Below are 11,888 nucleotides of genomic sequence, written 5' to 3' on the forward strand. Positions count from 1 at the left end.
TGAGAGCTTGGTTCGTGTCCCGCGGCCACCCGGTTTCCCTGGCGACTTGGAGAACTTTACATGGCCCGAAAGGGCCCGAAACAGGGGGGTACCTTAACTGCGTTTCCGCAGGTCAAGGCCCCTGTCTCGAGCCAGGGCCGCGATCAGCCCCCGACGCGCACGCCGGCGACGTTGCGCTTGCCCTTGCGGACGACGAGCCAACGGCCGTGGAGGGCGTCCTCCGCGGACGGCTTCCACGCCTCGTCGGCGATCTTCGTGTTGTTGACGTACGCGCCGCCTTCCTTGACGGTGCGGCGCGCGGCGCCCTTGCTGTCGACGAGCCCGCCGGCGATCAGCAGGTCGACGATCGTCGACTCGCCGTTGGGGTCCACCTTGCCGTTCGGCACCTCGGCCATCGCGGCGTCGAGGGTCGAGGAGTCGAGCTCACGCAGCTCTCCCCTGCCGAACAGCGCCTGGCTGGCGGCGATGACCTGCCGGGTCGCTTCCTCGCCGTGCACCAGGGTGGTGAAGTCCTCCGCCAGCTTCCGCTGCGCGGACCGCAGGTGGGGGCGTTGTTCGGTGTCCTCGGCGAGCGCCGCGATCTCTTCCTGCCCGAGGAAGGAGAACATCCTCAGGTAGCGGATGACGTCGGAGTCGGCGACGTTCACGAAGTACTGGAACCACGCGTACGGCGAGGTCATCTCCGGGTCGAGCCAGACGCTGCCGCCACCGGTGGACTTCCCGAACTTGCGCCCCTCGGTGTCGGTGACCAGCGGCGCGGTCAGCGCGTGCGTGTGCCCGCCGTCGGTCCGGCGGATCAGGTCGACACCGCCGACGAGGTTGCCCCACTGGTCCGAGCCGCCGATCTGCAGCTTGCAGCCGTACTCGCGGTACAGGTGCAGGTAGTCCTGCGACTGCAGCAGCAGGTAGCTGAACTCGGTGTAGGACATGCCGTCGGCTTCGAGGCGGCGCTTGACCGTCTCCCGGTTCAGCATGGTGTTGACCGGGAAGTGCTTGCCGACGTCGCGCAGGAACTCGACCACGGTCTGCTTGCCGGTCCAGTTCAGGTTGTTCTCGATGACCGCGCCGGTGGGCGAGTCGTCGAAGTCGACGAACCGCTCCAGCTGACCGCGGATCCGGTCGGCCCATGCGGCGACGGTGTCCAGCGTGTTGAGGGTGCGCTCACCGGTGTCGCGCGGGTCGCCGATCATCCCGGTGGCGACGCCGGCCAGCACGATCGGCCGGTGCCCGGCTCGCTGGAAGCGCGAGAGCATCAACAGCGGGACGAGGTTGCCAGCGTGCAGGCTGGGCGCGGTCGGGTCGAATCCGCAATAGAGCGTGAGGGGTCCTTGGTCGAGGTCTCGCCGCAGTGCGTCGGTGTCGGTGGATTGCGCGATCAGGCCGCGCCAGGTCAGCTCGTCAAGGATGTGCTCGCTCACGCCTGTAGATCCTCCCGCACCAGGTCAACCGACTATCGGCCGGGGGCGGCCGCCCGTCGCTTGCCGCCCCGGCGATAGGTGGAGACCGCGGGCGATCCGTCGACCCAGAACCGCCATGGCGTGTCCATCGCCATGGCGACGCCGACGCGCGGCCCGGTGCGGATGCCGGCTTCGGGGACGCGTTCGCCGGTGAACAGCCGGACGGGTGACGCGGGGTCGGTCAGATCGACGCCGTTCTCGGCCCGGTCGATGCCGAGCACCGAGGTGAGGATGGCCGGCCCCTTGGCGAGTTCGCCGTTGCCCCGCGCCGACGGTCTGCGCGCGCGGGCGACGTCCGCCCCGGACACCACCTCCCCGGCACGCAGCAGCACGGCGCCGGGCTGCCCGTCTTCGGTGCCGACGACGTTGGCGCAGAAGTGCATCCCGTAGACGAAGTACACGTACAGATGGCCTGCCGGTCCCCACATGACCGCGTTGCGCGGGGTCTTGCCGCGGTAGCAGTGCGACGCGGGATCGTCGAGTCCGCGATAGGCCTCGACCTCGACCAAGCGGACGGCGACCGTGCCGTCGGGACCGGTCGCTTCGATCACCGCGCCGAGCAGGAGGGTGGCCAGCTCCACCGGATCCAACGCCAGCTCGCGCCGGGTGAACTGTCTGCCGGTCACCAAGTTCTCCGCACTCCCTTACGCCGCGATCTCCCGGCACCGACCTTAACCGGCGGCCCCGATCTTCGGCGCCACCCGCATGCTGGTGTGGCAGCACTCGGTGCCGTCGGGGAGTTTCGTGAACAGCACCGGCATCCAGTCGTCGCCGAACATCGGGTTCATCCCGGCGAAGACGTTCTCCGACACGGGCACCAGATCCGCCTCGATCGCCGGGGCGATGCCCTTGAGCCCGTCGGCGAATTCGTAGACGAAGCGCAGCTTCCCGTCCGTCTCTGTGACGGTGATGATCACGCCTTCGCGGCGATAGGTGCCCGCGAAGGGCGCGACGTCCACCGAGGGCGGTGTCGTTGGCGGGGCGAAGTCATCTGGCACCTGGACGCCGCCGAGCTCGCCGAGCAGTTCTCGCGAGAGCTCCGTGAACAGCCTGTCGGTCGTGCCGCTGTTGGTGAGCAGGGCGAAAGCCAGCCCGGCTTCCGGTACCACCCGCAGGTAGGAACGCTGTCCGATCGACGATCCGTTGTGCCCGAAGCCCGCGACGCCGTTCCAGTCGTGGATCGAGACGCCGAGCCCCCAGCCGTCGGAACCGAGCGTCCATTTGTCGGGCACCTCGATCTCGCGGCGCCGCATCGCCGTCACGGTCTCTTCGGAGATCACGCGAGTGCCGTCGGTCGCCTTGCCGTCCAGCAGCATCCGGGCGAAACGGACGACGTCGCCCGCGGTGGCGAGGACCCGCCCGTAGGGACCGGCGTTGCGCGGCAGGAGATCCCAGGCGGCGGTCGGCTCCTGCCCGAGGTGCCCCATCGCCACGCGGAACCGGAGTGCTTCCTCGGGCAGGGTCATCGTCGCGGTGAGCCCGAGCGGCGTCACGATCCGCTCCCGCAGGGCGTCGTCCCAGGTCAGGTCGGTGAGCACTTCGACGATCCGGCCGAGCACGTTGTAGCCGACGCTGCTGTACGACGCCGCCGTCCCCGGCGGGCAGTCGAGGGCGACTCCCCTGGCGGCCTCGACGTACTTGGCGAGGCAGTCGTCGCCGCGGCCGGTGTCCGCCATGAAGTCGCAGGTGAGTCCACCGGTGTGGCTGAGCAGGCGCCGTGCGGTGATCGCCCGCGTCGCCTCCGGATCGAGCGTCGCGAACTCGGGCAGCACTTCGGTCACCGGCGCGTCGAGGTCCAGGCGGCCTTCTTCGGCCAGCCCCAGTACCAAGGCCGCCGTGTAGACCTTCGCGATCGAACCGAGCTGGAAGATCGAATCCGTGGTCGCCTCCACACCGGTCCCCCGGTGCAGGATTCCGCCGGCCAGTTCGTGGATCTCGCCGTTCAAGAGCACCGCGAGTGCCGCCCCCGGCACCTCGTGTTCGGTTCGCAGGTCGTCGAGCCTGGACTGCCAGTGGGCGTTGTCGAAAGCTTTCCGTACACTGTTAGGCATACCGAACACTGTACGGAAAAGTGAGGGACGCGGATGTCGGTGTGGGCTCGGCCCCCGAAACAGAAGCGGTCGCTGAGTCGTGCTCAGATCGTCTCGGCGGCCGTCGAACTCCTCGACGCCGACGGCATCGAGGCGCTGAGCATGCGCAAGCTCGGCGTCCGGCTCGGAGTGGCCGCCCCGTCGATGTACACGCACGTGGCCAGCAAGGACGAGCTGGTCGAACTGGTCGTCGACGAGGTCTACGGGGAAGTGGCGATCCCGGGGCCGGGTCCGTGGCGAGCGGAGGCGACGCGGTTCGCGCACGACCTGCGTTCGACGTTCCTGCGGCACCCGTGGATCGGGTCGCTACTGGGTGAGACCGGAGTGGCGTATCTGGGGCCGAACGTCCTGCGGATGTCGGAAGCCGCGCTGGCGCTGTTCGAGGAAGCCGGTTTCCCGCTGGAAGACGCCGATCTGGCGTGGAACACGGTCACGGCGTTCGTCGTCGGACGGGCCACCAGCGAGGCCGCGTGGCTCACGACGCTCAACCGCAGTGGGCAGAGCGAGCAGGAATGGAAGGACCGGCTGTGGCCCGCGGCCGAGCAGGCGGTGCGGGAGCACCCGCGGCTCAAGAAGCTGTACACGGCTCGGCGGAACCGGGAACCCGGCGAGATCAACGACGTGGACTTCGAGCGCGGCCTCGACTGCGTCCTAGACGGCCTGGCGGCGAAGCTTCCCTGAAGTACATGAAGGCCCCCTTCCTTGCGCCTATCGCAAGGAAGGGGGCCTTCATGTACTGCTAGCTCAGCCAGGCGCGGTGTTCGGCGACCCGCGCGACCAGCCGGTCCCGCTGCTCGGCGACCCGCTCCGGAGCGGTACCGCCACGGGCGTTGCGCGAGCTCACGGAGCCCTCGACGGTCAGCACCTCACGCACGGCGGGCGTGAGCGCCGGGTTGATCTTCTCGAACTCTTCGTCGGTCAGTTCGTCGAGGCCGACGCCGCGGCCCTCGGCGACCCGGACGCTCTCCCCCGCCGCTTCGTGCGCGACACGGAACGGAACCCCTTGGCGCACCAGCCATTCGGCGATGTCCGTGGCGAGGGTGAACCCGGCGGGCGCCAGTTCGGCGAGCCGGTCGGTGTGGAAGGTCAGCGTCTCGAGCATGCCCGCGATCGCCGGGAACAGCAGTTCCAGCTGCTCGACGGAGTCGAAGACCGGCTCCTTGTCCTCCTGCAGATCCCGGTTGTACGCGAGCGGCTGCGCCTTGAGCGTCGCGAGCAGACCGGTCAGGTTCCCGATGAGCCGTCCGGCCTTGCCGCGGGTCAGCTCGGCGACGTCCGGGTTCTTCTTCTGCGGCATGATCGAACTGCCGGTCGCCCAGGCGTCGTCGAGGGCGACGTAGCCGAATTCGGCGGTGTTCCAGATGATCACCTCTTCGGCGATCCTGGACAGGTTGACCGCGAGCATCGCGACGTCGAAGGCGAACTCGGCGACGAAGTCCCGCGAGGCGGTGCCGTCGATGGAGTTCTCGACGCTGGTGTCGAAGCCCAGCTCCTCGGCGACGGCTTCGGGGTCGAGCCCGAGCGAGGAGCCCGCGAGCGCACCGGAACCGTAGGGCGACTCGGCGGTGCGAGCGTCCCAGTCACGCAACCGGGTGACGTCGCGCAGCAGCGACTGGCCGTGCGCGAGCAGGTGGTGGGCCAGCAGGACCGGCTGCGCGTGCTGGAGGTGGGTGCGGCCGGGAAGGATCGCGTCCGGGTGCCGCTTCGCCTGCGAAACCAGCGCGTCGACGACGCCGAGGGTGCCGGCGACCACGCGGCGGGCGGCGTCCCGCAGCCACATCCGGAACAGCGTCGCGACCTGGTCGTTGCGCGAACGGCCCGCCCGAAGCTTGCCGCCGAGTTCGGTGCCCGCGCGCTCCAGCAGACCGCGTTCGAGCGCGGTGTGGACGTCCTCGTCGGCGACGGTCGGGGTGAACGCGCCCGAGGCGACGTCCTGCGCGAGGGTGTCCAGCGCGGCGAGCATGCCGGTCAGCTCGTCTTCGGTGAGCAGGCCCGCCTTCCGCAGCACCCGCGCGTGGGCCCGCGACCCGGCGATGTCGTACGGCGCCAGCCGCCAGTCGAAATGGGTCGACGCGCTCAGCGCCGCCATCGCCTCCGCCGGTCCGCTGGCGAACCGGCCGCCCCACAGCTGCACCGGCTGCTCATTCCCGCTCACAACACTCCTCGGATTCCTTGGTTCTCTTCAGGCGACTGACCGGTCGAAGGTAGCGCCTGTGGTGAAGTCGTACAGCGCGTGCTCGTCCCGCGCGCTGTTCACGACCGCGTTCCCTCGGTGCAGGACCAGGCAGACCTCGCCGGAGATCTGCCCGATACTGACCTTCTTCAATTCTTCGTATGCGCTGACCAGCGCGAGCGCGGCGGGACCCTCGTGGATCCTGCGCCCTGTGAGCCCGAAGGCGCCGAGACGGCGGTTCAGCTCCTGGAAGGCCTCCAGCAGTGTCACGGTCTCCCCGTCGATCGCGACCGGCACCCCTTCGTCGAAGGTGATGACCAGCTTCTCCGGATCTTCCGGGAAGGCGAACCCGTCAGGCGTCACCTTCGGCCTCCTCACCGCCGTCCACAGTGGACGACCGTCGGGCCAGCGCCATGAAGCGCTCGGCCAGGTCCTTGCCGGACAACGGCTCCCTCGCGATCACCGCGACGGTGTCGTCGCCGGCGATCGAGCCGACGACCTCCTCCAGCGCCGCCCTGTCGATGGCGCTGGCGAGGAACTGCGCCGCGCCCGGCGGCGTGCGCAGCACCGTCAGGTTTCCCGACGAGTCCGCCGAAACGAGCAGTTCGGCGAGCAGCCGCGAAAGCCGGGACGTACCGCCCTGCACCCCGCGGACCGGGCTGCCGTCCTCCGGGATGACGTACACCGGCGCGCCGGAATCGGCGCCCCGCAGCTTCACCGCGCCCAGTTCGTCGAGGTCCCGCGACAGGGTCGCCTGCGTGACGTCGATGCCTTCCGCCGCCAGGAGCTTCGCGAGCTCCGTCTGGCTGCGGATGGCCATCGACGACACCAGTTCGGTGATCCGGGCCTGCCGGGTGACTCTGCCGCCGGTCATCGTCGCTTCTCGTCCATGAGCCACACCAGCAGCGCCTTCTGCGCGTGCAAGCGGTTCTCGGCCTCGTCCCAGACCGCGCTCGCCGGACCGTCGATGACCTCGTCGGTGATCTCCCAGCCCCGGTGCGCGGGCAGGCAGTGCAGCACGATCGCCTCGTCCGCGGCGCGGCGCATCAGCGCGGTGTTGACCTGCAGCTCACGGAACGGGCCGACGCGGTCGAGACCGTCGTTCTCCTGGCCCATCGAGGTCCAGGTGTCGGTGACGACGACGTCCGCGCCTTCGACCGCGGCGTACGGGTCGGTGAAGACCGTGGTGCTGCCACCGGTTTCGCTCGACCGATGCTTCGCGTCGAGCATGACCTGCTGATCCGGCTGGAAGCCCTCCGGCGAGACGACACGGACGTGCATCCCGGCCGTGGTCCCGCCCAGCAGCAGCGAATGCGCCATGTTGTTGGCGCCGTCGCCGAGGTAGACCAGGGTGAGCCCGGCGAGCTTGCCCTTGCGCTCGCGGATGGTCATCAGGTCGGTGAGCACCTGGCACGGGTGGAACTCGTCGGTGAGCGCGTTGATCACCGGGATGCTCGCCGCCGACGCCATCGCGTCGATCCGCTTCTGGGCGAAGGTCCGCCAGACGATCGCGTCCAGGTACCGCGAAAGCACCCGCGAGGTGTCCTCGATGGTCTCTTCGCGGCCGAGCTGCATGGAGCGCCCGTCGACGATCACGGGGTTGCCGCCGAGCTGGGCGATGCCCACCTCGAAGGAGAACCGGGTCCGGGTGGAGTTCTTCTCGAAGATCGCCGCGACGGATTTGCCCTCCAGCGCGCGGGAGCTCAGCGGCTCGGCCTTCAGCTGGTCGGCGAGGTCGAGGATCTCGGCCTGTTCGGCGGGGCTGAGATCGTCGTCACGGAGGAAGTTGCGCAGCATGCGTTCGTCTCTGTCCTAGGTGGTGGTGGAATCGAGCGCCCCGGGAAGGGCTTCGAGGAATCCCGCGGCCTCGTCGGCGCTCAGGATCAGCGGCGGTGCCAGCCGGATGGTGTCCGGGGCGATCGGGTTGACCAGGTATCCGGCGTCCTGCGCGGCCTTGGCGACCGTCGCCGAAACCGGTTCGCGCAGCGCGATGCCGAGCAGCAGCCCGGCGCCGCGGACCCCGGCGACCAGTGGGTGGCCGAGCTCCTCCACGCGAGAGGCGATGTCCTTGCCCAGCGCGGAAACGTGGTCGTTCAGGTTGTCCTCGGCGATGGTCTTGAGCACGGCGAGCCCGGCGGCGCAGCAGATCGGGTTGCCGCCGAAGGTGGTCCCGTGGTGCCCCGGCTTCACCAGGTCTCCCGCCTCGCCGACGCCGATGACCGCGCCGAGGGGCAGCCCGCCGCCGAGTCCCTTCGCCAAGGTGACGAGGTCCGGGACGATGCCGGCGTGCTGGAAGGCGAACCACGCGCCGGTGCGGCCGATGCCGGTCTGCACCTCGTCGAGGACCAGCAGGGTCCCGGTCGCCTTGGTGATCTCCCGCGCGGCTTGGAGGTAGCCGTCCGGCGCCGGGACGACGCCCGCCTCACCGAGGATCGGTTCGAGGAACACCGCCGCCGTTTCGTCGTCCACCGCGGCGCGAAGAGCGTCGACATCGCCGTAGGGAACGTGGGTGACGCCCGGGACCAGCGGCGCGAACGGGTCCCGCTTCGAGGGCTGCCCGGTCAGCGTCAGCGCGCCCATCGTGCGGCCGTGGAAGGCACCCTCGCAGGCCACGATCTTGGTCCGCCCGGTGAGCCTGCTGATCTTCAGCGCGGCTTCGTTGGCCTCCGCACCGGAGTTGACGAACAGCACCTTGGCGTTGCCGGACAGACCGGCGACGTCCAGGAGCGTTTCGGCGAGTTCGACGACGACCGGGTTCACGTAGAGGTTCGAGGTGTGCCCGAGTTTCGCGACCTGTTCGGTGACCGCGGCGACCACGGCGGGATGGGCGTGGCCGAGCGCGTTGACCGCGATGCCGCCCAGCAGGTCGATGTACGGCTTGCCGTCGGCGTCCCAGACCGTCGCGCCCTCGCCTCGGACCAGGGTCAGCGCCGGGGTGCCGTAGTTGTCCATGAGGGAGGACTTCCAGTGCTCCTGGCCGTCTACATTGGACTTCAGGATGGTCACGGGAGCTCCGTTTCGGGGAAGACCATGGTACCGATGCCGCGGGAGGTGAAAACCTCCAGAAGCACCGAATGGGCGATGCGGCCGTCGATCACGTGCGCGCGGCTGACCCCGCCGCGGATGGCACGCACGCAGGCCTCCATCTTCGGGATCATGCCGCTGGCGAGGCCGGGCAACAGGGTTTCGAGCCTGTCGACGCGGATGCGGTCGACCAGCGAACCGCGATCTGGCCAGTTGGCGTAAAGGCCCTCGACGTCGGTGAGCACGACGAGTTTCTCCGCGCCCAGCGCCGCGGCCAGCGCGCCGGCCGCGGTGTCGGCGTTGATGTTGTGCACGACGCCGTCCACGTCCGGGGCCACGGTGGACACCACCGGGATCCGGCCCGCGTTGACGATGTCGAGCACCGCGTCCGGGTTCACCTCGGAGACCTCGCCGACGAGCCCGATGTCGACCGGCACACCGTCCACAGTGGCCTGTTTGCGCTCGGCGGTGAACAGCCGCGCGTCCTCGCCGGAGATCCCGACCGCGTACGGGCCGTGCGCGTTGATCAGCCCGACCAGTTCACGGCTGACCTGGCCGGTCAGCACCATGCGGACGATGTCCATGGTCTCGGGCGTGGTGACCCGCAGGCCGCCCTTGAACTCGCCTTCGACGCCGAGCCGGGTGAGCATCGCGGTGATCTGCGGGCCGCCGCCGTGCACCACCACCGGACGCAGCCCGGCCATGCGCAGGAAGACCATGTCCTCGGCGAAGGCCTGCTTGAGGCTCTCGTCGATCATGGCGTTGCCGCCGTACTTGACCACGACGGTGGCGCCGTGGAAGCGCTGTAACCAGGGCAGCGCCTCGATGAGGATCGAGGCCTTCTCGGCGGCCGTCGCGAGCCGTTCGTCCGCGGGGACCGTGGATTCGGAAGGGCTCATGACGAGTACGCGCTGTTCTCTTCGACGTACGCGTGCGAGAGGTCGGTCGTGTAGATCGTCGACTCCCCTTCGCCGAGACCGAGGTCGACGACGATCTTGATGTCCCGGCCCGAGAGGTCCGCCTCGGAGCGGTCGGCCGCCGGGGTCCCCTTGGCGAACAGGGTGACGCCGTTGATCGCGATGGCGACCTTCTCCGGGTCGATCTCCGCGGGCACCCGGCCCAGCGCCATGGCGATGCGGCCCCAGTTCGGGTCCGAACCGAACAACGCGGTCTTGACCAGGTTGTCCTCGGCGATCGTCCGGCCGACGGCGATGGCGTCCGCCTCGTTCGCCGCGCCGGTGACCGTGACGTCGACGTACTTGGTCGCGCCTTCGGAGTCCGCGCGCAGTTGCAGGACGAGGTCGAGGCTGACGGCGGTGAGCAGCTCGGTCAGTTCGGCCTCGGTCGGTTCGACGCCGCTGGCGCCGGAGGCGAGGACGAGCACGGTGTCGTTGGTGGAGGTGCCGCCGTCGACGTCGAGCCTGTCGAAGGTGACCCCGGTGGCGGCACGCAGCGCCCTGTCGAGGACTTCGGGCGTGACGACGGCGTCGGTGGTGAGGACGGACAGCATCGTCGCGAGGTTCGGGGCGAGCATGCCCGCGCCCTTGGCGAACCCGCCGACGCTCCAGCCGCTGTCGTGCGACGCGGCCGCTTGCTTCGGCTTGCTGTCGGTGGTCATGACCGCGGTGGCGGCGTTGAGGTCGGCCTCGGCACCCGTGCCGAGCTGCGTGAAGGCGCTGTCGACGCCGGAAAGCAGCGCGTCCATCGGCAGCCGCTCACCGATCAGGCCGGTCGAGCAGACGGCGACCTCGATCGCGCCCGCCTCGAAGAGCCCGGCGACCTTCTCGGCGGTCTGGTGGGTGTCCTGGAAACCGCCGGGGCCGGTGGCGGCGTTCGCGCCGCCGGAGTTGAGGACGACGGCCTTCAGGCGTTGCTGCTTGAGCACTTCCTGCGACCAGAGGACGGGCGCGGCCTTGATCACGTTGCGGGTGAACACGCCGGCCGCGACCTGCGACGGCCCGTCGTTGACGACGAGCGCGAGGTCGAGCTTGCCCTCGGCCTTGATCCCGGCGGCGACGCCCGCCGCGCGGAATCCCTTCGGCTGGGTGACGGTCACGGAGCCACTCCTACGGTCGGAAGTCCGGTGGTTTCGGGGAGGCCGAGTGCGATGTTCATCGACTGGACGGCGCCTCCCGCGGTGCCCTTGGTCAGGTTGTCGATGGCCGCGACCACGATCAGGCGCCGGGTGTCGGCGTCGACGGTGACCTGCAGCTGGACGTTGTTCGAGCCGACCACCGAAGCCGACGACGGCCACCGGCCCGGAGGCAGCAGCTGGACGAACGGCTCGGTGGCGTACGCCTTTTCGTAGAGCTCGTGGGCGCCGTCGGCGTCCAGGTCGGACTTGAGGGCGGCGCTCGCGGTGGTGAGGATCCCTCGCGGCATCGGGGCCAGCACGGGGGTGAACGAGACCTTGACCCGTTCTCCCGCGACCGCCGAGAGGTTCTGCGCGAACTCGGGAGTGTGCCGGTGCGCACCGCCGACACCGTACGCGGTGGCCGAACCCATCACCTCCGAACCGAGCAGGTTCGGCTTGAGGCTCTTGCCCGCACCCGAGGTCCCGGTCACGGCGACGACGTTGATCTCCGGCTCGACCAGGCCCGCGGCCAGCGCCGGAGCGAGGGCGATCGAACCGCCGGTCGGGAAGCAGCCGGGGACCGCGATGCGCTTGGTCCCGGCGAGGCGCTCGCGGGCGCCCGGGAGTTCGGGAAGCCCGTACGGCCATTGCCCGGCGTGGTCGCCGCCGTACCAGCGCTGCCAGTCGGCCGCGTCGGAGAGGCGGTGGTCCGCGCCGAGGTCGACCACCAGGACGTCCGGGCCCAGCTGGGCCGCGATGGCGCCGGAGTGACCGTGCGGCAGCGCGAGGAAGACGACGTCGTGCCCGGCCAGGGTCTCCGGGGTCGTCTCCAGGAGGACGCGGTCCGCCAGCGGCGCGAGGTGCGGCTGGTGCTGGACGAGCGGCGTCCCCGCGGAGCTGGCCGCGGTGAGCGCACCGATCTGGACTTCGGGGTGGGTCAGCAGCAGGCGCAGGAGTTCGCCACCCGCGTACCCGCTGGCTCCGGCCACCGCGATCTTCACCGTCATACGCATGATTATGCACCGCCGTGCAAGTTCAATCAAACGAAGGTCGCGTGGCTCACCCGAAAT

At 69.8% G+C, this 11,888-nt stretch carries 12 protein-coding genes; 1 reads left to right on the plus strand and 11 read right to left on the minus strand.

Annotated features, from left to right (window positions below; all coding sequences use genetic code 11):
• Positions 1-143: 143 nt before the first annotated feature.
• Genes tyrS through B0293_RS40285 form a run of 3 tightly spaced genes read right to left on the minus strand, consistent with a single transcriptional unit; the run spans position 144 to position 3,508 of the window.
• Positions 144-1,418 (minus strand): tyrosine--tRNA ligase, encoded by a 1,275-nt coding sequence (gene tyrS / locus B0293_RS40275; protein WP_005163244.1) that lies wholly within the window; start codon positions 1,416-1,418, stop codon positions 144-146.
• 32 nt (positions 1,419-1,450) lie between these two features.
• Positions 1,451-2,086 (minus strand): DNA-3-methyladenine glycosylase, encoded by a 636-nt coding sequence (locus tag B0293_RS40280; RefSeq protein ID WP_005163246.1) that lies wholly within the window; start codon positions 2,084-2,086, stop codon positions 1,451-1,453.
• Between the two features lie 42 nt (positions 2,087-2,128).
• Positions 2,129-3,508 carry a serine hydrolase domain-containing protein gene (locus tag B0293_RS40285; protein ID WP_039919150.1) on the minus strand — a complete coding sequence of 460 codons (1,380 nt, stop codon included), beginning with the start codon at positions 3,506-3,508 and terminating at the stop codon, positions 2,129-2,131.
• Positions 3,509-3,541: 33 nt separating this feature from the next.
• On the opposite strand from B0293_RS40285, the gene B0293_RS40290 reads away from it, so the two are divergent.
• Complete coding sequence (locus B0293_RS40290) at positions 3,542-4,228, plus strand: TetR/AcrR family transcriptional regulator (protein WP_005163251.1); 687 nt, start codon at positions 3,542-3,544, stop codon at positions 4,226-4,228.
• A gap of 58 nt (positions 4,229-4,286) precedes the next feature.
• On the opposite strand, the gene argH is transcribed toward B0293_RS40290, so the two are convergent.
• From argH to argC, 8 genes are read right to left on the minus strand one after another with little or no spacing between them, the layout of a single operon-like run.
• Positions 4,287-5,702 carry an argininosuccinate lyase gene (gene argH / locus B0293_RS40295; RefSeq protein ID WP_039919146.1) on the minus strand — a complete coding sequence of 472 codons (1,416 nt, stop codon included), beginning with the start codon at positions 5,700-5,702 and terminating at the stop codon, positions 4,287-4,289.
• A gap of 27 nt (positions 5,703-5,729) precedes the next feature.
• Complete coding sequence (locus B0293_RS40300) at positions 5,730-6,083, minus strand: adenine nucleotide alpha hydrolase family protein (protein ID WP_005163255.1); 354 nt, start codon at positions 6,081-6,083, stop codon at positions 5,730-5,732.
• On the minus strand, positions 6,073-6,594 hold the full coding sequence (locus B0293_RS40305; RefSeq protein WP_005163256.1) for an arginine repressor: 522 nt from the start codon (positions 6,592-6,594) through the stop codon (positions 6,073-6,075). The genes B0293_RS40300 and B0293_RS40305 overlap by 11 nt, the downstream gene beginning before the upstream one ends.
• On the minus strand, positions 6,591-7,517 hold the full coding sequence (gene argF, locus B0293_RS40310; protein ID WP_005163258.1) for an ornithine carbamoyltransferase: 927 nt from the start codon (positions 7,515-7,517) through the stop codon (positions 6,591-6,593). The genes B0293_RS40305 and argF overlap by 4 nt, the downstream gene beginning before the upstream one ends.
• Before the next feature lie 15 nt (positions 7,518-7,532).
• A complete protein-coding gene (locus tag B0293_RS40315) occupies positions 7,533-8,726 on the minus strand; it encodes an acetylornithine transaminase (protein ID WP_005163259.1) in 1,194 nt (397 codons plus the stop codon).
• Entirely contained in the window at positions 8,723-9,643 is a 921-nt protein-coding gene (gene argB / locus B0293_RS40320) for an acetylglutamate kinase (RefSeq protein WP_005163261.1), read from the minus strand. Before argB ends, B0293_RS40315 begins: the two co-directional genes overlap by 4 nt.
• Entirely contained in the window at positions 9,640-10,800 is a 1,161-nt protein-coding gene (argJ, locus tag B0293_RS40325) for a bifunctional glutamate N-acetyltransferase/amino-acid acetyltransferase ArgJ (protein WP_005163263.1), read from the minus strand. Before argJ ends, argB begins: the two co-directional genes overlap by 4 nt.
• Positions 10,797-11,825 (minus strand): N-acetyl-gamma-glutamyl-phosphate reductase, encoded by a 1,029-nt coding sequence (gene argC, locus B0293_RS40330; RefSeq protein WP_005163265.1) that lies wholly within the window; start codon positions 11,823-11,825, stop codon positions 10,797-10,799. Before argC ends, argJ begins: the two co-directional genes overlap by 4 nt.
• Between the last annotated feature and the right edge of the window lie 63 nt (positions 11,826-11,888).

The organism is Amycolatopsis azurea DSM 43854, assembly GCF_001995215.1.
GTDB classification, from domain to species: Bacteria; Actinomycetota; Actinomycetes; order Mycobacteriales; family Pseudonocardiaceae; genus Amycolatopsis; species Amycolatopsis azurea.